The 20522-nt window shown below is 52.4% G+C and carries 20 protein-coding genes and 1 riboswitch; of the genes, 11 read left to right on the top strand and 9 right to left on the bottom strand.

What is annotated here, in order from left to right; translation table 11 throughout:
• Window position 1: 1 nt before the first annotated feature.
• The 5 genes from mraZ to ilvI form a co-directional block, all read right to left on the bottom strand.
• On the bottom strand, window positions 2-460 hold the full coding sequence (mraZ, locus tag QUE74_RS00440; protein ID WP_001295770.1) for a division/cell wall cluster transcriptional repressor MraZ: 459 nt from the start codon (window positions 458-460) through the stop codon (window positions 2-4).
• A 600-nt stretch (window positions 461-1060) separates the two neighbouring features.
• Window positions 1061-2065, bottom strand: coding sequence for a catabolite repressor/activator (gene cra / locus QUE74_RS00435; protein WP_000762400.1), 1005 nt, complete (start codon window positions 2063-2065; stop codon window positions 1061-1063).
• Between the two features lie 81 nt (window positions 2066-2146).
• Complete coding sequence (locus tag QUE74_RS00430) at window positions 2147-2233, bottom strand: hypothetical protein (RefSeq protein WP_032160836.1); 87 nt, start codon at window positions 2231-2233, stop codon at window positions 2147-2149.
• Between the two features lie 11 nt (window positions 2234-2244).
• Window positions 2245-2736 carry an acetolactate synthase small subunit gene (gene ilvN, locus QUE74_RS00425; RefSeq protein WP_001252744.1) on the bottom strand — a complete coding sequence of 164 codons (492 nt, stop codon included), beginning with the start codon at window positions 2734-2736 and terminating at the stop codon, window positions 2245-2247.
• A 2-nt stretch (window positions 2737-2738) separates the two neighbouring features.
• Window positions 2739-4463 (bottom strand): acetolactate synthase 3 large subunit, encoded by a 1725-nt coding sequence (gene ilvI / locus QUE74_RS00420; protein WP_000425647.1) that lies wholly within the window; start codon window positions 4461-4463, stop codon window positions 2739-2741.
• A 117-nt stretch (window positions 4464-4580) separates the two neighbouring features.
• Between ilvI and QUE74_RS00415 the strand changes: the two genes are divergently transcribed.
• Entirely contained in the window at window positions 4581-4625 is a 45-nt protein-coding gene (locus QUE74_RS00415) for a hypothetical protein (RefSeq protein WP_175565144.1), read from the top strand.
• 154 nt (window positions 4626-4779) lie between these two features.
• Here the strand turns inward: QUE74_RS00415 and leuO are convergent, their stop codons facing one another.
• Window positions 4780-5724, bottom strand: a complete 945-nt coding sequence (leuO, locus tag QUE74_RS00410; RefSeq protein WP_001355213.1) for a transcriptional regulator LeuO — start codon at window positions 5722-5724, stop codon at window positions 4780-4782.
• 656 nt (window positions 5725-6380) lie between these two features.
• Here leuO and leuL point away from each other — a divergent pair.
• From leuL to leuD, 5 genes are all read left to right on the top strand, one after another.
• Window positions 6381-6467 carry a leu operon leader peptide gene (gene leuL, locus QUE74_RS00405; protein ID WP_001300467.1) on the top strand — a complete coding sequence of 29 codons (87 nt, stop codon included), beginning with the start codon at window positions 6381-6383 and terminating at the stop codon, window positions 6465-6467.
• Window positions 6468-6559: 92 nt separating this feature from the next.
• Window positions 6560-8131, top strand: coding sequence for a 2-isopropylmalate synthase (gene leuA / locus QUE74_RS00400; RefSeq protein WP_000082846.1), 1572 nt, complete (start codon window positions 6560-6562; stop codon window positions 8129-8131).
• Window positions 8131-9222 carry a 3-isopropylmalate dehydrogenase gene (gene leuB, locus QUE74_RS00395; protein ID WP_000042368.1) on the top strand — a complete coding sequence of 364 codons (1092 nt, stop codon included), beginning with the start codon at window positions 8131-8133 and terminating at the stop codon, window positions 9220-9222. The genes leuA and leuB overlap by 1 nt, the downstream gene beginning before the upstream one ends.
• 2 nt (window positions 9223-9224) lie before the next feature.
• Window positions 9225-10625 carry a 3-isopropylmalate dehydratase large subunit gene (gene leuC / locus QUE74_RS00390; RefSeq protein WP_001140645.1) on the top strand — a complete coding sequence of 467 codons (1401 nt, stop codon included), beginning with the start codon at window positions 9225-9227 and terminating at the stop codon, window positions 10623-10625.
• 10 nt (window positions 10626-10635) lie between these two features.
• A complete protein-coding gene (gene leuD, locus QUE74_RS00385; RefSeq protein WP_000818223.1) occupies window positions 10636-11241 on the top strand; it encodes a 3-isopropylmalate dehydratase small subunit in 606 nt (201 codons plus the stop codon).
• Between the two features lie 107 nt (window positions 11242-11348).
• On the opposite strand, the gene sgrT is transcribed toward leuD, so the two are convergent.
• Complete coding sequence (gene sgrT, locus QUE74_RS00380) at window positions 11349-11480, bottom strand: glucose uptake inhibitor SgrT (protein WP_001248768.1); 132 nt, start codon at window positions 11478-11480, stop codon at window positions 11349-11351.
• A gap of 88 nt (window positions 11481-11568) precedes the next feature.
• Here sgrT and sgrR point away from each other — a divergent pair, with 88 nt between their 5' ends.
• The 4 genes from sgrR (at window position 11569) to thiQ (ending at window position 16639) form a co-directional block, all read left to right on the top strand.
• Window positions 11569-13224 carry a DNA-binding transcriptional regulator SgrR gene (gene sgrR / locus QUE74_RS00375; RefSeq protein WP_001355215.1) on the top strand — a complete coding sequence of 552 codons (1656 nt, stop codon included), beginning with the start codon at window positions 11569-11571 and terminating at the stop codon, window positions 13222-13224.
• A 33-nt stretch (window positions 13225-13257) separates the two neighbouring features.
• Window positions 13258-13357: riboswitch (TPP riboswitch) on the top strand.
• 30 nt (window positions 13358-13387) lie between these two features.
• A complete protein-coding gene (gene thiB, locus QUE74_RS00370; protein ID WP_001355216.1) occupies window positions 13388-14371 on the top strand; it encodes a thiamine ABC transporter substrate binding subunit in 984 nt (327 codons plus the stop codon).
• Entirely contained in the window at window positions 14347-15957 is a 1611-nt protein-coding gene (gene thiP / locus QUE74_RS00365; RefSeq protein ID WP_000235658.1) for a thiamine/thiamine pyrophosphate ABC transporter permease ThiP, read from the top strand. The genes thiB and thiP overlap by 25 nt, the downstream gene beginning before the upstream one ends.
• Window positions 15941-16639 (top strand): thiamine ABC transporter ATP-binding protein ThiQ, encoded by a 699-nt coding sequence (gene thiQ / locus QUE74_RS00360; protein WP_000916312.1) that lies wholly within the window; start codon window positions 15941-15943, stop codon window positions 16637-16639. The genes thiP and thiQ overlap by 17 nt, the downstream gene beginning before the upstream one ends.
• A 112-nt stretch (window positions 16640-16751) precedes the next feature.
• Here thiQ and QUE74_RS00355 read toward each other — a convergent pair whose 3' ends face one another.
• Both QUE74_RS00355 and araC read right to left on the bottom strand, forming a co-directional pair.
• On the bottom strand, window positions 16752-17516 hold the full coding sequence (locus tag QUE74_RS00355) for a DedA family protein (RefSeq protein WP_001148408.1): 765 nt from the start codon (window positions 17514-17516) through the stop codon (window positions 16752-16754).
• An 85-nt stretch (window positions 17517-17601) separates the two neighbouring features.
• A complete protein-coding gene (araC, locus tag QUE74_RS00350; RefSeq protein WP_001300811.1) occupies window positions 17602-18480 on the bottom strand; it encodes an arabinose operon transcriptional regulator AraC in 879 nt (292 codons plus the stop codon).
• Window positions 18481-18818: 338 nt separating this feature from the next.
• Between araC and araB the strand changes: the two genes are divergently transcribed.
• Complete coding sequence (araB, locus tag QUE74_RS00345) at window positions 18819-20519, top strand: ribulokinase (RefSeq protein ID WP_000951832.1); 1701 nt, start codon at window positions 18819-18821, stop codon at window positions 20517-20519.
• Window positions 20520-20522 lie beyond the last annotated feature (3 nt).

Genomic DNA, 20522 nt, shown 5'->3' with positions numbered 1-20522 from the left:
TTTATAGAGACAAGTCCTGCAGTCGCTCCGATAAGTCTCCAGTAGCCAACTGCTCTGCGTCGATATCTTCCTTGACCTGTTGATGCCAGGTTGTTTCATCCCACAGCTCAAACTTGTTGAACTGTCCAACCAGCATCACTTCTTTTGTCAGACCGGCATGTTGCCGCAGTACTGGCGCGATTAACAATCGACCGGCGCCATCCATCTGACATTCGCTGGCATGACCTAACAGAAGGCGCTGCACACGGCGCTCAACCGGGTTCATGCTCGACAGACGCGATAATTTTTGCTCGATAATTTCCCATTCAGGCAGGGGGTAAAGCAGCAGGCACGGGTGATGAATGTCAATGGTGCAAACCATTTGACCGGCAGCGTTCTCAAGCAGCTGTTCCCGATAACGGGTAGGCACTGATAAGCGCCCTTTGCTGTCGAGATTGACTAACGTTGCTCCCCGGAACATGCCAGCCTCACCCCTTATTCCCACTTTGCCCCACAATTTCCCACTGAAAGGAGTTTACGGAGCGGAGGAAAAGCTTGTCAAGCCAGTCACAAGGCATACCGAGGTAAAAAACCCGATGTTTACGGCTAATATCAGCGTTGTTTATTTTACGTCCAACGTGCGAAGCAAATTAACGTTATGAATAGCTGTAAGAAAAAATCCCTCATGGTCATCACCGTTTTAAAATGACTAACTATTTTCCACAGCAAATATAAAGTGTCAGTTTGCGACGCGAGCGGCATTTTAGGACATATCTTCCCCGGTTAACAGTCCCTGTTGCGTCTGTGTGGCGCTTGATGCCAGCAGGTTTGCGCAAAAGCAAAGAAAAGTGTTTGTTAAATCGGCAATTCATCTCTGCATGTAACAAAATAATGCAAAAACGCTCTGTCAATATTGCTTAATTATTGTGAATTTCAGCAGGTGAGTTAATTAATGGGCGGGTTTAAAAGCATTTATCAATAATAGCCAGGAATAGTCTTATTTACTTTAAGGATATTGATGTCCATTCCCGTACTCGACGCGCCAATGAGAAATTCACTGGCGCGTATTTTTGTTCGCGGCTTAGTTACGGCTGAGCACGCCGCGGCGATAGAGATTACGTTTAATGCGCGTTAACCCAGGTTTTGGCTTACGCGGTTCGTCCAGGCTTGCCAGGACAATTTCCAGCACACGCTCTGCGACATCGCGGTGACGTTGAGCCACTGCCAGCACCGGGCACTGTAAGAAGTCGAGCAGTTCGTTATCGCCAAAGGTGGCAATTGCCAGGTCAGAAGGCAGTTTGCCATCGCGACGCAGCGTGACATCCATCACCCCTTGCAACAACGCAAACGACGTTGTGAACAGCGCCTGCGGCATCGGATGCGTTTCCAGCCATTTTTCGAATAACTGGGCAGCCGCCTCCCGCTCATAACTGTTGGCATAAAGGAAATGCACTTCGCGCGGATCATCTTTCCAGGCAGTACGGAAACCTTGCTCACGCAAGAAGCTCACAGAAAGCTCCGGCAGCGCGCCAAGATAAAGCACCGTCTCGGCGGGAAACTTACGTAACTCTTCCGCCAGCATTTCGGCATCATCCTGATCGGCACCAACCACGCTGGTGAAGTGTTCACGATCGAGGGCGCGATCCAGCGCGACAATCGGGAACGGGTCGTTAGCCCAGCGTTGATAAAAAGGATGCTCTGGTGGCAACGACGTCGAAACAATAATGGCATCAACCTGACGCTGTAGAAGATGCTCAATACAACGCATTTCGTTGTCTGGCTGATCTTCTGAGCAAGCAATCAGCAGTTGATAACCCCGTTGCCGCGCCTGACGTTCAAGATAATTAGCGATGCGGGTATAGCTGGTGTTCTCCAGATCGGGGATCACAAGACCAATAGAACGTGTGCGTCCAGCACGAAGCCCAGCTGCCACGGCGTTCGGGTGGTAATTGTGCTCACGCACCACAGCCATGACTTTTTCAACGGTTTTGTCGCTCACACGGTATTGCTTCGCTTTGCCGTTAATAACATAGCTTGCAGTGGTCCGCGACACTCCCGCTAGCCGAGCGATTTCATCCAGTTTCACAATTGCCCCTTGCGTAAAATGTAAAAACCATAGCCATTGTGCTGGTATGGGTTAAATTCATTAACATCTAAGCGCAGAAAATTAACTGCGGCAACTGCTTTTATTCCAGGTTCCCACTGAATTCGCAAAAAAAGCCCAACGTGACATGTTGGGCTGCAAATTGCGCATTGAGATCATTCTCAACGCATTATTTTATCGCCGCGCGAAAGTCCAACTACACCAGAGCGAGCAACTTCCACAATTTTCGCCACATCGCGAATCGATGCTAAAAATGCATCAAGCTTATCGCTGGTGCCTGCCAGTTGGACGGTGTAAAGCGATGGCGTGACATCGATGATTTGCCCACGAAATATTTCCGTATTGCGCTTCACTTCGTCACGTCCGTAGCCGCTGGCCTGAATTTTCACCAGCATGATTTCCCGCTCGACGTGCGCCCCCTGCCCCAGCTCGCTCACGCGCAAGACATCGACCAGTTTGTGTAATTGCTTTTCGATCTGCTCAAGCACTTTTTCATCGCCCACGGTCTGGATGGTCATACGCGATAATGTCGGATCATCGGTGGGCGCAACGGTCAGGCTTTCAATGTTGTAGCCACGTTGGGAAAAAAGGCCAATCACGCGGGATAACGCGCCTGATTCATTTTCGAGTAAGACTGATAATATCCGGCGCATAATCAGGTTCTCTCCGTTTTGCTTAACCACATTTCATCCATTCCGCCCCCGCGAATCTGCATCGGGTAGACGTGCTCACTGCCATCGACGGTAACATCAACAAAGACCAGACGATTATTGCGCACCTGTTCCAGCGCCTCGCTAAGTTTGCTTTCCAGCTCTTGCGGATGAGAAATCTGAATCCCGACATGCCCATAGGCTTCCGCCAGACGGACGAAATCGGGTAGCGATTGCATATAAGATTGTGAATGACGGCCGGAATAGATCATGTCCTGCCACTGCTTCACCATCCCCAGATAGCGATTATTGAGATTCACCACCAGTACGGGCAACTCGTATTGCAACGCGGTAGACAGTTCCTGAATGTTCATCTGAATACTGCCGTCGCCAGTGACGCAAACCACGGTTTCTTCTGGCAACGCCATTTTGACGCCCAGTGCCGCAGGTAAACCAAACCCCATCGTGCCGAGGCCACCAGAGTTAATCCAGCGACGCGGTTTGTCGAAAGGATAATAAAGTGCGGCGAACATCTGGTGCTGCCCGACATCGGACGTCACGTAAGCGTCCCCCTTCGTCAGCCGCCAAAGAGTCTCGATAACCGCCTGCGGTTTAATCTTTTCACTGTGAATATCGTATTTCAGGCACTGACGAGCACGCCACTGTTCAATCTGCTGCCACCAGTCGCGGATCTCATCCAGCGGTTGATGGGCGGATTCTTGCGACAGGAGTTCAAGCATTTGTTCGAGGACCTGGCGGGCATCCCCAACAATCGGGATATCAGCAGTCACAGTTTTAGAAATGGAGGTAGGATCAATATCGATATGCAAAACAGTGGCATTTGGGCAGTACTTTGCCAGATTGTTCGTCGTTCGATCATCAAAACGTACCCCGACGGCAAAAATCACATCCGCGTTATGCATCGTCATATTGGCTTCGTAGGTGCCGTGCATTCCCAGCATGCCCAGTGCCTGACGATGCGTTGCCGGAAACGCCCCCAGCCCCATTAATGAGGAAACAACAGGCAGATTTAACGCCTCCACCGTGTCTTTCAACTGCTGATGGCAGCCCGCCGTGATTGCCCCACCGCCTACATACACAACCGGTTTTTTTGCCGCCACCAGCGTTTGCAGAGCGCGCTTAATTTGCCCTTTATGTCCGGAGGTCGTGGGATTGTAAGACCGCATACTGACCGACTCCGGCCAGACGTAGGGTAATTTGTTCGCAGGATTAAGAATATCTTTCGGTAAATCAACGACCACTGGTCCAGGGCGACCACTTGCCGCCAGCCAAAAAGCCTTTTTCAGCACCTGCGGAATGTCTTCCGTTTGCTTAACCAGAAAACTGTGCTTCACCACCGGGCGGGAAATTCCCACCATGTCGCACTCCTGAAAGGCATCGTAGCCTATCAACGAGGTCGCTACCTGCCCGGAAAGGACAACTAATGGAATGGAATCCATATAAGCGGTGGCAATGCCAGTAATCGCATTGGTCGCCCCTGGACCCGACGTTACCAGCACGACGCCGACTTCCCCGGTCGCGCGCGCCAGACCATCGGCCATATGCACCGCCGCCTGCTCATGACGAACTAAAACATGATCGATACCACCCACGGTATGCAATGCATCGTAAATATCAAGGACCGCGCCTCCGGGATAACCGAATACTTGTTTAACGCCCTGATCGATAAGCGATCGGACGACCATCTCGGCTCCAGACAACATCTCCATGGCCTGCCTCACTGTTTAACGGAAAAATGTGTAAAACACATTAACCGTCCGATCTTGCTTAAGCAATTGGTAGCCAGAGACATAAACACGAGGTAATAAGAATAAACAGGAGGAAAGGTGAAAAGAAACGATAAAATCCTCCATTACGGAGGATTAAATTGATAATAAATCGGCTAAATCCCACAACTTACAGCAATTTCTCTATTTTTTTAATTAATCCTAAAATAGCGAGCTCTCACATTTAGAATAAAATTCTATATTAAATAAAAAATACAGAATAAACCAGACATCAATGCCTGACCTATTCTGCATCCAGTTAGCGTTTGCAAATTGAGACTAATTGCTCTTCCATCCACTGATGGCCTTTGTCGCGTCCGGCAGCTTCATGCCAGGAGAGATAACAGGTTCTGCTGTTGTGTTTTAATGGCAGCGGTAATACCTGTAACTCTAAAGATTCAGCGAACTCTTCAGCCAGCCAACGCGGCGCAATAGCGACCAGATGCGTTTGCGATACCACGCTCAGTACGCTCATCATTGCCATGCCCTGATACGCGATACTGGCTTGCTTGTCTACCGTGTCATACCACGGTTGACTAAATGACGCGAAACGATCGAGCGAAACTGCCGCATGTTGTTCGTTATAAACATCATGTTTCAGTAACGGGCCTTTAATTGTTGGATGATTTTTGCTGGCTACCAGCACCATTTCATCTTTAAATAATGGCACACTGGTAAATTCAGGACGATGGAAGTCTTCATAACTAATCACAAACTCCGTTTCCTGATAACGCAGCTGATGTTCAGTGTTCTGATTTAATGAAGACTTGAACATAACATGTATATTTGGCGCAGTTTGCTCAATGTGATTATATATCTGCGAGGTCAGAATGCTGTCTAACGGGCTGCAAACACAAAGATGAAATACACGTTCACTGCTCGCGGGTTCAAAACCTGAACCTGGCAATTCATTTTGCACTAATTGCAATGCCTGACGAACTGAACCAAAAAGTTGAAATGCGCGAGCAGTCGGTTGAATGCCACGGCCATAACGAACAAAAAGCTCGTCATTAAACATCACCTTCAGGCGTGCAACCGCGTTACTGACCGCAGGTTGCGACATCCCCAGAACATGAGCGGCACGGGTGATGTTTTGCTCCTGCATCACGGCATCGAAAACGGTTAATAAGTTGAGATCGACCATGCGTAGCTGTGGTTTGCTTAACTCCGCCGTCTCTGGTTGATCTGTTTGTACCTCTGGCATACTTAACTCCACTGTCACACTTAACTCCCTTTCCCTTATTGGAATGCAGAGAAATAATCCTCGAGAATATGATTTATCATGCATATAAAATAAGAAAAAGGAAAATGAGAAAAATTAGGAAAACATAAAGATACGGGTTCTTATAAAAACAGAACCCATTGCCAAGTAAAGAGTCATTTACCGCAGCATAATAATCCATAATGTTTTTGTTGCGAAAACAATCTAATCATAACTACCGCGAATACTCAATCATCCACAAAATGGATTAAATGTGCTTTTTAATAATTAATTTATATGTTTAATGCATTAATTCTTAACATTAATCGAACAATAATATTCACCAAATGAATATCAAAAAATTAGCAAAATATATAATTCAATACAAATCATCAAGATAGGTTTTGTACGCGTGCATTTTATCCCCCTTTTCCTCGTTGATTAGATGCAAAAATTTATTCTGAAATATGTCAACCGATGAAAAGCGTCGGTGGTTAAGCAGAAATTAATATCGCTTGTTTTAACCACCGCAGCACAATTAGCTAATTTGACGAATGCAGAACTCACTCTGGCGGAATGTTTTTATTGCGTCAGGGTTGACATCCGTTTTGGTATCCAGTAACTCTAAAAGCATATCGTATTCATCTGGAGCTGATTTAATGACTCACATCGTTCGCTTTATCGGTCTACTACTACTAAACGCATCTTCTTTGCGCGGTAGACGAGTGAGCGGCATTCAGCATTAAGCCAGCACGCAGTCAAACAAAAAACCCGCGCCATTGCGCGGGTTTTTTTATGCCCGAAGCGAGGCGCTCAAAAAGAGACAAGGACCCAAACCATGAGCCAGCAAGTCATTATTTTCGATACCACATTGCGCGACGGTGAACAGGCGTTACAGGCAAGCTTGAGTGTGAAAGAAAAACTGCAAATTGCGCTGGCCCTTGAGCGTATGGGTGTTGACGTGATGGAAGTCGGTTTCCCCGTCTCTTCGCCGGGCGATTTCGAATCGGTGCAGACCATCGCCCGCCAGGTCAAAAACAGCCGCGTATGTGCGTTAGCTCGCTGCGTGGAAAAGGATATCGACGTGGCAGCTGAATCTCTGAAAGTTGCCGAAGCCTTCCGTATCCATACCTTTATTGCCACTTCGCCAATGCACATCGCCACCAAGCTGCGCAGCACGCTGGACGAAGTGATTGAACGCGCTATCTATATGGTGAAACGCGCCCGTAATTACACCGATGATGTTGAATTTTCTTGCGAAGATGCCGGACGCACACCCATTGCCGATCTGGCGCGCGTGGTTGAAGCGGCGATTAACGCCGGTGCCACCACCATCAACATTCCGGACACCGTGGGCTACACCATGCCGTTTGAGTTCGCCGGAATCATCAGCGGCCTGTATGAACGCGTGCCTAACATCGACAAAGCCATTATCTCCGTACATACCCACGACGATTTAGGCCTGGCAGTTGGCAACTCACTGGCGGCGGTACATGCCGGAGCGCGCCAGGTGGAAGGTGCAATGAATGGGATCGGCGAGCGAGCCGGTAACTGTTCGCTGGAAGAAGTGATCATGGCGATCAAAGTTCGTAAGGATATTCTCAACGTTCATACCGCCATTAATCACCAGGAAATATGGCGCACCAGCCAGTTAGTTAGCCAGATTTGTAATATGCCGATCCCGGCAAACAAAGCCATTGTTGGCAGCGGCGCATTCGCACACTCCTCCGGTATCCACCAGGATGGCGTGCTGAAAAACCGCGAAAACTACGAAATCATGACACCAGAATCTATTGGTCTGAACCAAATCCAGCTGAATCTGACCTCTCGTTCCGGTCGTGCGGCAGTAAAACACCGCATGGATGAGATGGGGTATAAAGAAAGTGAATATAATTTAGACAATTTGTACGATGCCTTCCTGAAGCTGGCGGACAAAAAAGGTCAGGTGTTTGATTACGATCTGGAGGCGCTGGCCTTCATCGGTAAGCAGCAAGAAGAGCCGGAGCATTTCCGTCTGGATTACTTCAGCGTGCAGTCTGGTTCTAACGATATTGCCACTGCCGCCGTCAAACTGGCCTGTGGCGAGGAAGTTAAAGCGGAAGCTGCCAACGGTAATGGTCCGGTCGATGCCGTCTATCAGGCGATTAACCGCATCACTGACTATAACGTCGAACTGGTGAAATACAGCCTGACCGCCAAAGGTCACGGTAAAGATGCGCTGGGTCAGGTGGATATTGTCGCCAACTACAATGGTCGCCGCTTCCACGGCGTCGGCCTGGCCACCGATATTGTCGAGTCCTCCGCCAAAGCCATGGTGCACGTACTGAACAATATCTGGCGCGCCGCAGAAGTCGAAAAAGAGTTGCAACGCAAAGCTCAACACAACGAAAACAACAAGGAAACCGTGTGATGTCGAAGAATTACCATATTGCCGTTTTACCCGGAGATGGGATCGGGCCGGAAGTGATGACCCAGGCACTGAAAGTGCTGGATGCCGTGCGTAACCGCTTTGCGATGCGTATCACCACCAGCCATTACGATGTAGGCGGCGCAGCCATTGATAACCACGGGCAGCCGCTGCCGCCTGCGACGGTTGAAGGTTGTGAGCAAGCCGATGCCGTGCTGTTTGGCTCGGTGGGCGGCCCGAAATGGGAACATTTGCCGCCAGACCAGCAACCAGAACGCGGCGCGCTGTTGCCTTTGCGTAAGCACTTCAAATTATTCAGCAACCTGCGTCCGGCAAAACTGTATCAGGGGCTGGAAGCATTCTGTCCGCTACGTGCTGACATTGCCGCTAACGGCTTCGACATCCTGTGTGTGCGCGAACTGACCGGCGGCATCTATTTCGGTCAACCAAAAGGCCGCGAAGGTAGTGGACAATATGAAAAAGCGTTTGATACCGAGGTGTATCACCGTTTTGAGATCGAGCGCATTGCCCGTATCGCGTTTGAATCTGCCCGCAAGCGTCGTCGCAAAGTCACCTCAATCGACAAAGCCAATGTGCTGCAATCCTCTATTTTATGGCGGGAGATTGTTAACGAGATCGCCACGGAGTATCCGGATGTCGAACTGGCGCATATGTACATCGACAACGCTACCATGCAGCTGATTAAAGATCCGTCGCAGTTTGACGTACTGCTGTGCTCCAACCTGTTTGGCGACATTCTGTCTGATGAATGCGCGATGATCACAGGCTCGATGGGCATGTTGCCTTCCGCCAGCCTGAACGAGCAAGGTTTTGGTCTGTATGAACCGGCGGGCGGCTCGGCACCCGATATCGCAGGCAAAAACATCGCCAACCCGATTGCACAAATTCTGTCGCTGGCGCTGCTGCTGCGTTACAGCCTGGATGCCGATGATGCGGCTTCCGCCATTGAACGCGCCATTAACCGCGCGTTAGAAGAAGGCATTCGCACCGGGGATTTAGCCCGTGGCGCTGCCGCCGTTAGTACCGATGAAATGGGCGATATCATTGCCCGCTATGTGGCAGAAGGGGTGTAATCATGGCTAAGACGTTATACGAAAAATTATTCGACGCTCACGTAGTGTACGAAGCCGAAAACGAAACCCCGCTGTTATATATCGACCGTCATCTGGTACATGAAGTGACCTCACCGCAGGCGTTCGATGGTCTGCGCGCCCACGGTCGCCCGGTACGTCAGCCGGGCAAAACCTTCGCCACCATGGATCACAACGTCTCGACTCAGACTAAAGACATTAATGCCTGCGGTGAAATGGCGCGCATCCAGATGCAGGAGCTGATCAAAAACTGCAAAGAGTTTGGCGTCGAGCTGTATGACCTGAATCACCCGTATCAGGGGATTGTCCACGTAATGGGGCCGGAACAGGGCGTCACCTTACCAGGAATGACCATTGTCTGCGGCGACTCACATACCGCCACCCACGGGGCGTTTGGTGCACTGGCCTTTGGTATCGGTACATCCGAGGTCGAACACGTACTGGCAACGCAGACCCTGAAACAGGGGCGCGCGAAAACCATGAAAATTGAAGTCCAGGGCAAAGCTGCGCCGGGCATTACCGCGAAAGATATTGTGCTGGCGATTATCGGTAAAACCGGCAGCGCTGGCGGTACCGGGCATGTGGTGGAGTTTTGCGGCGAAGCAATCCGTGATTTAAGCATGGAAGGTCGTATGACCCTGTGCAACATGGCAATCGAAATGGGCGCAAAAGCCGGTCTGGTTGCGCCGGACGAAACCACCTTTAACTATGTTAAAGGCCGTCTGCATGCGCCGAAAGGTAAAGATTTCGACGACGCCGTTGCCTACTGGAAAACTCTGCAAACCGACGAAGGCGCAACTTTCGATACCGTTGTCACTCTGCAAGCAGAAGAGATCGCCCCGCAGGTAACATGGGGAACTAACCCCGGTCAGGTGATCTCCGTGAACGATAACATTCCCGATCCGGCTTCGTTTGCCGATCCGGTTGAACGCGCGTCGGCAGAAAAAGCGCTGGCCTATATGGGGCTGAAACCGGGTATTCCGCTGACCGAAGTGGCTATCGACAAAGTGTTTATCGGTTCCTGCACCAACTCGCGCATTGAAGATTTACGCGCGGCGGCTGAAATCGCCAAAGGCCGGAAAGTCGCACCGGGCGTGCAGGCACTGGTGGTTCCCGGCTCTGGCCCGGTAAAAGCACAGGCGGAAGCGGAAGGTCTGGACAAAATCTTTATTGAAGCTGGTTTTGAATGGCGTTTACCCGGTTGCTCAATGTGTCTGGCGATGAACAACGACCGCCTGAATCCGGGTGAGCGTTGTGCCTCCACCAGCAACCGTAACTTTGAAGGCCGCCAGGGGCGTGGCGGGCGCACGCATCTGGTCAGCCCGGCAATGGCTGCCGCTGCTGCTGTGACCGGACATTTCGCCGACATTCGCAACATTAAATAAGGAGCACACCATGGCAGAGAAATTTATCAAACATACAGGCCTGGTGGTTCCACTGGATGCCGCCAATGTCGATACCGATGCAATCATCCCGAAACAGTTTTTGCAGAAAGTGACCCGTACAGGTTTTGGCGCGCATCTGTTTAACGACTGGCGTTTTCTGGATGAAAAAGGCCAACAGCCAAACCCGGACTTCGTGCTGAACTTCCCGCAATATCAGGGCGCTTCCATTTTGCTGGCACGAGAAAACTTCGGCTGCGGTTCCTCGCGTGAGCATGCGCCGTGGGCATTGACCGATTACGGTTTTAAGGTGGTGATTGCGCCGAGTTTTGCTGACATCTTCTACGGCAATAGCTTTAACAACCAGCTGCTGCCGGTGAAATTAAGCGATGCAGAAGTGGATGAGCTGTTTGCGCTGGTGAAAGCCAATCCGGGGATTCATTTTGATGTAGACCTGGAAGCGCAAGAGGTGAAAGCGGGTGAGAAAACTTATCGCTTTGCCATTGATGCCTTCCGCCGCCACTGCATGATGAACGGTCTGGACAGCATCGGCCTGACCCTGCAGCACGACGACGCTATTGCGTCTTATGAAGAGAAGCAACCGGCATTTATGCGTTAGTTTGTAAACCGTCCGGCACTCAATCGCCAAAAAGAAAAAAGCCAGCAGATAATCACTGCTGGCGTGGCGATTAACACCAATACTCAGTCACACATGATGTCCGCAAATCAGTAGTCAGAATGACTCCCCTCCCACTGCATCAGCTCTTCAAGCATGGTTAATCGTTGTGGGACGCTTAACCAACGCAACCAGCACAACTTCGCTGTCGCGGTAAAATAGTGCTGATAAAACTGACGCATGGGGCACCTCCTTGCTTCATCGTTAGGAATTATTGACTTAATATAGGGAAAATAAAATTGCTGTCTTTTGCGCAGGAGTTCCCCTTTTATGCCATCCGCTCGTCTGCAACAACAGTTCATCCGCCTGTGGCAATGCTGCGAGGGTAAATCGCAGGACACAACGCTCAACGAACTGGCAGCGTTATTGAGCTGCTCGCGTCGTCATATGCGCACCCTGCTCAACACCATGCAGGATCGCGGCTGGCTGACGTGGGAAGCGGAAGTCGGGCGCGGTAAACGCTCGCGTCTGACATTCCTCTATACCGGGCTGGCGCTTCAGCAACAGCGGGCGGAAGACCTGCTGGAGCAGGATCGTATCGACCAACTAGTGCAGTTGGTTGGCGACAAAGCGGCTGTGCGGCAAATGCTGGTTTCTCATCTGGGCCGCAGCTTCCGCCAGGGGCGGCACATCCTGCGCGTGCTCTACTATCGTCCGTTGCGTAATCTGCTACCTGGCAGCGCATTGCGCCGTTCTGAAACCCATATCGCCCGGCAAATCTTCAGTTCGCTAACGCGCATAAATGAGGAAAATGGGGAACTGGAAGCAGACATCGCCCACCACTGGCAGCAAATATCACCGCTTCACTGGCGCTTCTTTTTGCGTCCAGGAGTCCATTTTCATCATGGTCGTGAACTGGAAATGGACGATGTGATCGCCTCTTTAAAACGAATCAATACGCTGCCACTCTATTCACATATTGCTGAAATTGTGTCGCCGACACCCTGGACGTTAGATATCCATCTCACGCAACCAGACCGCTGGTTGCCGTTACTGTTGGGACAAGTTCCGGCGATGATCCTGCCACGAGAATGGGAAACCCTCAGTAACTTTGCCAGCCATCCCATCGGCACCGGTCCGTATGCGGTGATCCGCAACAGCACCAATCAACTGAAAATTCAGGCATTCGATGACTTCTTCGGTTACCGGGCATTAATCGACGAAGTTAACGTCTGGGTTCTGCCGGAAATTGCCGACGAGCCAGCCGGAGGGCTGATGCTAAAAGGTCCACAGGGCGAGGAAAAAGAGATTGAAAGTCGGCTGGAAGAAGGTTGCTACTATTTACTGTTCGACAGCCGCACCCATCGTGGGGCGAATCAGCAAGTCAGGGACTGGGTAAGTTATGTGCTTTCTCCAACTAATCTGGTCTATTTCGCCGAGGAACAATACCAGCAACTCTGGTTTCCAGCCTACGGGCTGTTGCCGCGCTGGCATCATGCCCACCCGGCGCAGTGCGAAAAACCTGCCGGGCTGGAAAGCCTCACCCTGACCTTTTATCAGGATCATATTGAGCATCGAGTGATTGCCGGGATCATGCAGCAGATTCTGGCAAGTTATCAGGTCACACTGAAAATCAAAGAGATCAGCTATGATCAGTGGCACGAAGGAGAGATCGAGAGCGATATCTGGCTTAACAGCGCCAACTTTACGCTGCCGCTGGATTTTTCGCTGTTCGCGCATTTGTGCGAAGTGCCGCTGCTACAACACTGTATTCCGATCGACTGGCAAGCCGACACCGCCCGCTGGCGCAATGGCGAAATGAATCTGGCGAACTGGTGCCAGCAACTGGTCGCCAGTAAAGCAATGGTGCCACTTATCCACCACTGGCTGATCATTCAGGGGCAACGCAGTATGCGCGGTCTGCGTATGAACACCCTCGGCTGGTTCGATTTTAAATCAGCGTGGTTTGCGCCGCCGGATCCATGATTGCTGGTTGATAACAAAATCACTACACTAACGCCGTTCTCAACGGGGTGCCACGCTGCCGCGTGCGCTGAGAAAATACCCGTCGAACCTGATCCGGATAACGCCGGCGAAGGGATTTGAGGCTCCTTCTCAAGTCCTTTGCCACTCTTCTTTGAGGTGCAAAGTGTTAAAAAAATATCTTCCCCTGCTGTTGCTCTGTACAGCACCCGCTTTCGCTAAACCCGTTCTGACTGTTTATACCTACGACTCCTTCGCCGCCGACTGGGGGCCAGGTCCGGTGGTGAAAAAAGCCTTTGAAGCCGACTGTAATTGCGAACTGAAACTGGTGGCGCTGGAAGATGGCGTTTCGCTTCTCAACCGTCTGCGGATGGAAGGCAAAAACAGTAAAGCCGATGTGGTGCTGGGGCTGGATAACAATCTGTTAGATGCCGCCAGCAAAACCGGGCTGTTTGCTAAAAGCGGTGTGGCAGCGGATGCCGTTAACGTTCCCGGCGGCTGGAATAATGACACTTTCGTCCCGTTTGATTACGGCTATTTCGCCTTCGTCTATGACAAGAACAAACTGAAAAATCCGCCGCAAAGCCTGAAAGAATTGGTTGAAAGCGATCAAAACTGGCGGGTGATTTATCAGGATCCGCGCACCAGCACGCCGGGGCTGGGTCTGCTGTTGTGGATGCAAAAAGTCTATGGCGATGACGCCCCACAAGCCTGGCAGAAACTGGCGAAGAAAACGGTCACGGTCACCAAAGGCTGGAGCGAAGCCTACGGCCTGTTTTTAAAAGGCGAAAGCGATCTGGTACTGAGTTACACCACTTCTCCGGCTTATCACATTCTCGAAGAGAAGAAAGATAACTACGCCGCCGCGAACTTCAGCGAAGGTCACTATTTGCAAGTGGAAGTCGCCGCCCGCACCGCTGCCAGTAAACAGCCGGAGCTGGCGCAAAAATTCCTCCAGTTTATGGTTTCTCCGGCTTTTCAGAATGCGATCCCAACCGGCAACTGGATGTATCCGGTGGCAAACGTCACGCTGCCTGCCGGTTTTGAAAAATTGACCAAACCGGCAACCACGCTGGAGTTCACGCCAGCCGAGGTGGCGGCACAACGTCAGGCATGGATTAGCGAATGGCAACGCGCCGTCAGCCGTTAATTCCCGGCTGGTTAATTCCAGGCGTAAGCGCCGCTACGCTTGTGGTGGCGGTTGCACTGGCGGCATTTCTCGCCCTGTGGTGGAACGCGCCGCAGGGTGACTGGATGGCAATCTGGCAGGACAGCTACCTGTGGCATGTGGTGCGCTTCTCCTTCTGGCAGGCGTTTCTCTCGGCGCTGCTCTCTGTCGTACCCGCGATATTCCTCGCCCGCGCGCTCTATCGCAGGCGCTTTCCGGGTCGGCTGGCGCTGTTGCGTCTGTGCGCAATGACCTTGATCCTCCCGGTGCTGGTTGCTGTTTTCGGCATTCTTAGCGTCTATGGTCGCCAGGGCTGGCTGGCATCACTCTGCCAATCGCTCGGTCTGGAGTGGACCTTTTCGCCCTACGGCCTGCAAGGTATTTTGCTGGCGCACGTATTTTTTAATCTGCCGATGGCGAGCCGCTTATTACTCCAGGCACTGGAAAACATTCCCGGCGAACAACGTCAGCTTGCCGCCCAGCTTGGGATGCGCGGCTGGCATTTTTTCCGCTTCGTCGAATGGCCGTGGTTACGGCGTCAAATCCCGCCGGTTGCCGCGCTTATCTTTATGCTCTGTTTCGCCAGCTTCGCCACCGTGCTATCGCTGGGCGGCGGTCCGCAGGCGACCACTATCGAGCTGGCAATCTATCAGGCGTTGAGTTACGACTACGATCCCGCCCGCGCGGCGATGCTGGCGCTGATCCAGATGATATGTTGCCTTGGGCTGGTGCTGTTGAGTCAGCGACTAAGTAAAGCCATTGCGCCCGGCACCACGCTGCTGCAAGGCTGGCACGACCCGGACGACCGTCTGCATAGCCGCATTTGCGACACGGTGTTAATTGTGCTGGCGCTGCTGCTGTTGCTGCCACCGTTACTGGCGGTGATTGTCGATGGGGTAAATCGCCAGTTGCCAGAGGTGCTGGCACAACCGGTGCTGTGGCAGGCGCTGTGGACCTCGTTGCGTATTGCGCTGGCGGCAGGCGTATTGTGCGTGGTGCTGACCATGATGCTGCTATGGAGCAGTCGCGAATTGCGGGCACGGCAAAAAATGCTGGCGGGCCAGGCGCTGGAGATGAGCGGAATGCTGATCCTCGCCATGCCGGGGATTGTGCTGGCAACGGGCTTCTTTTTACTGCTCAACAACACCATCGGCCTGCCACAATCTGCTGACGGCATCGTGATTTTCACCAATGCGTTAATGGCCATCCCTTATGCGCTGAAAGTGCTGGAAAACCCGATGCGCGATATCACTGCCCGCTACAGCATGCTATGTCAGTCGCTGGGCATTGAAGGCTGGTCACGCTTAAAAGTGGTGGAGCTGCGCGCCCTGAAACGTCCGCTGGCGCAGGCGCTGGCCTTTGCGTGTGTGCTGTCGATTGGTGATTTTGGCGTGGTGGCGTTGTTCGGTAACGATGATTTCCGTACCCTGCCGTTTTATCTCTACCAGCAAATTGGCTCCTATCGTAGCCAGGACGGCGCGGTGACCGCGTTAATTCTACTGCTGCTCTGTTTTCTGCTGTTTACCGTGATTGAAAAACTACCGGGGCGAAATGTTAAAACTGACTGATATCACCTGGCTTTATCACCATTTGCCGATGCGTTTTAGCTTAACGGTGGAACGCGGCGAGCAGGTGGCGATCCTCGGGCCAAGCGGCGCGGGTAAAAGTACCCTGCTGAATTTGATCGCCGGTTTTCTGACGCCAGCCAGCGGTTCGCTGACTATCGAGGGTATTGATCACACCACTACGCCGCCGTCACGCCGTCCGGTATCGATGCTGTTTCAGGAGAACAACCTGTTCAGTCACCTGACGGTCGCGCAGAACATCGGGCTGGGGCTTAATCCTGGATTGAAGCTGAACGCGGCGCAGCAGGAGAAAATGCATGCTATCGCCCGCCAGATGGGGATTGATAATTTAATGGCGCGATTACCGGGCGAGCTTTCTGGCGGTCAGCGACAGCGCGTGGCGTTAGCGCGTTGTCTGGTGCGCGAACAGCCGATTTTATTGCTCGATGAACCGTTCTCTGCGCTCGATCCGGCGTTACGTCAGGAGATGCTGACGCTGGTGAGCACGAGCTGCCAGCAGCAAAAAATGACGCTATTGATGGTGTCGCACAGTGTGGAAGATGCGGCGCGGATCGCCACACGCTCGGTGGTGGTCACCGACGGGCGCATCGCCTGGCAGGGTAAGACTGAAGAATTGTTGAGCGGTAAGGCGAGTGCTTCGGCAATATTGGGGATTACGGGTTAGTATGCACTGTCGGATGCGGCGTGAACGCCTTATCCGACCTACGGACAGTGCGTTTTGTAGGCCTGATAAGACGCGGCAAGCGTCGCATCAGGCAACCCGCACAGACTATCCCCTAAACCCCAACCACTTTCCGCAAAATATCGATATATACCGGCATCAACGGGTGGCGAATTAACACCACCAGCGCCACCACGCCGATGGCAGAAATCAACGGTGTCAACCACAACAAATGACCGCGCGACAAATAATGACTTAAACGATCAGTTACCTTGCCGCTGCGCCATAACCGCCAACACAGCCAGCCGCCAACCCACAAAAACACCGCTGTTGCCAGCAGCAACCACTTAAATTCACCGCTCTGCATCCCGGCAGGAATATCGATCGCCGCACCCGCCAGAATCCCCGGCAGGAAGTAAAACGGAGGCCATAACAGGCAGCCGATAATATTTGGCGTAATAAATTTCGCCACCGGGAGATCCAACATTCCCGCCACCATTGGCACCAGCGGACGCGTCGGGCCGACAAAACGACCGACCAGAATGGTAAACATGCTGTGTTGATGCAACGCATGTTCAGTTTTATCGAGTAATGCTTTGTTCTTCTTCAGAAATGACCAGCGATGCAACGGCTTTTTAAAACGCCAGCCCAGCCAGAAGGAGATCCAGTCGCCCAGCAGGCAACCGACGATCCCTGCCAGCCAGGCGTGCCAGAAACTTAACTCGCCGCTGCCAATCAGCGCCCCCAGTCCCGCCATTAGCACCGTACCGGGTAAAATCAAACCGACCAGCGCCAGCGACTCCAGAAAGGCCACCAACACCACCGCCATCAATGAATACACGGTGGATTGGGTAATAAAGTGTTCCAGCAATGCTTGCATAATGTGCCTGTCAAATGGACGAAGCAGGGATTCTGCAAACCCTATGCTACTCCGTCAAGCCGTCAATCATCTGATTCGTTACCAATTATGACAACTTGACGGCTACATCATTCACTTTTTCTTCACAACCGGCACGGAACTCACTTGGGCTGGCCCCGGTGCATTTTTTAAATACCCGCGAGAAATAGAGTTGATCGTCAAAACCAACATTGCGACCGACGGTAGCGATAGGCATCCGGGTGGTGCTCAAAAGCAGCTTCGCCTGACTAATGCGTTGGTCCTCGCGCCAGCTTAAGACGCTAATTCCTAACTGCTGGCGGAACAGATGCGACAGACGCGACGGCGACAGGCAAACATGCTGTGCGACGCTGGCGATATCAAAATTGCTGTCTGCCAGGTGATCGCTGATGTACTGACAAGCCTCGCGTACCCGATTATCCATCGGTGGATGGAGCGACTCGTTAATTGCTTCCATGCGCCGAAGTAACAATTGCTCAAGCAGATTTATCGCCAGCAGCTCCGAATAGCGCCCTTCCCCTTGCCCGGCGTTAATGATTTGCCCAAACAGGTCGCTGAAATGCGGCTGGTGCGCTTCATCCGGGCGAAAGAAACCGGTATTGGCAAATATCGACGGCCAGTTAAGCCATTCATGCCAGTAGGCGCGCGGACGAAAGTAAACCCACTGGTGATACCATTCGCGAGCCTCCGGATGACGACCGTAGTGATGAATCTCTCCTGGCGGGAACAGCAAAATATCACCAGGGCGGCAGACAAATTCTCGTCCCTGATTTTTCACCACCCCCTGGCCGCGTATGGTGAGATTGAGAATATAACCCTTCATTCCCAGTGGTCGGTCGATAAAAAAATCGAGATATCCGTTGGCCTCAATCGGCGTTAAACCCGCCACCAGATGGGCGTTAAACGAGTATCCCGGCAGCAGGGGATCATTTTGCGCTTCAGCCATACTTTTCATACTCCCGCCATTCAGAGAAGAAACCAATTGTCCATATTGCATTAGACATTGCCGTCACTGCGTCTTTTACTGGCTCTTCTCGCTAATCCAACCAGTAACCCCGCTTATTAAAAGCATTCTGTAACAAAGCGGGACCAAAGCCATGACAAAAACGCGTAACAAAAGTGTCTATAATCACGGCAGAAAAGTCCACATTGATTATTTGCACGGCGTCACACTTTGCTATGCCATAGCATTTTTATCCATAAGATTAGCGGATCCTACCTGACGCTTTTTTTCGCAACTCTCTACTGTTTCTCCATACCCGTTTTTTTGGATGGAGTGAAACGATGGCGATTGCAATTGGCCTCGATTTTGGCAGTGATTCTGTGCGAGCTTTGGCGGTGGACTGCGCCACCGGTGAAGAGATCGCCACCAGCGTAGAGTGGTATCCCCGTTGGCAGAAAGGGCAATTTTGTGATGCCCCAAATAACCAGTTCCGTCATCATCCGCGTGACTACATTGAGTCAATGGAAGCGGCGCTGAAAACCGTGCTGGCAGCGCTTAGTGCCGAACAGCGCGCAACCGTGGTCGGGATTGGCGTAGACACAACCGGCTCAACGCCCGCACCGATTGATGCCGATGGTAATGTACTGGCGCTGCGCCCGGAGTTTGCCGAAAACCCGAACGCGATGTTCGTATTGTGGAAAGACCACACCGCGGTTGAAGAAGCGGAAGCGATTACCCGTTTATGTCACACGCCGGGCAACGTTGACTACTCCCGCTATATTGGCGGTATTTATTCCAGCGAATGGTTCTGGGCAAAAATACTGCATGTGACTCGCCAGGACAGCGCCGTGGCGCAATCTGCCGCATCGTGGATTGAGCTGTGCGACTGGGTGCCAGCTCTGCTTTCCGGTACCACGCGCCCGCAGGATATTCGCCGCGGACGTTGCAGCGCCGGACATAAATCTCTGTGGCACGAAAGCTGGGGCGGCCTGCCGCCAGCCAGTTTCTTTGACGAACTGGACCCAATCCTCAATCGCCATTTGCCTTCCCCGCTGTTCACTGACACCTGGACTGCCGATATTCCGGTGGGCACGTTATGCCCGGAATGGGCACAGCGTCTCGGCCTGCCTGAAAGCGTGGTGATTTCCGGCGGCGCGTTTGACTGCCATATGGGCGCAGTTGGCGCAGGCGCACAGCCTAACGCTCTGGTAAAAGTTATCGGTACTTCCACCTGCGACATTCTGATTGCCGACAAACAGAGCGTTGGCGAGCGGGCAGTGAAAGGCATTTGCGGTCAGGTTGATGGCAGCGTGGTGCCTGGATTTATCGGTCTGGAAGCAGGTCAGTCGGCGTTTGGTGATATCTACGCCTGGTTCGGTCGCGTACTCGGCTGGCCGCTGGAACAGCTTGCCGCCCAGCATCCGGAACTGAAAGAGCAAATCAACGCCAGCCAGAAACAACTGCTTCCGGCGCTGACCGAAGCATGGGCCAAAAATCCGTCTCTGGATCACCTGCCGGTGGTGCTCGACTGGTTTAACGGCCGCCGCACGCCAAACGCGAACCAACGCCTGAAAGGCGTGATTACCGATCTGAACCTCGCTACCGACGCTCCGCTGCTGTTCGGCGGTTTGATTGCTGCCACCGCCTTTGGCGCACGCGCAATCATGGAGTGCTTTACCGATCAGGGGATCGCCGTTAATAACGTGATGGCGCTGGGCGGCATCGCGCGGAAAAACCAGGTCATTATGCAGGCCTGCTGCGACGTGCTGAATCGCCCGCTGCAAATTGTTGCCTCTGACCAGTGCTGTGCGCTCGGTGCGGCGATTTTCGCTGCCGTCGCCGCGAAAGTGCACGCAGACATCCCATCAGCCCAGCAAAAAATGGCCAGTGCGGTAGAGAAAACCCTGCAACCGCGCAGCGAACAGGCACAACGCTTTGAACAGCTTTATCGCCGCTATCAGCAATGGGCGATGAGCGCCGAACAACACTATCTTCCAACTTCCGCCCCGGCACAGGCTGCCCAGGCCGTTCCGACTCTATAAGGA

It is taken from the genome of Escherichia sp. 10290 (assembly GCF_030295155.1).
Taxonomy (GTDB): Bacteria; Pseudomonadota; Gammaproteobacteria; order Enterobacterales; family Enterobacteriaceae; genus Escherichia; species Escherichia coli_F.
This window is presented reverse-complemented; position numbering and strand designations above follow the sequence as displayed.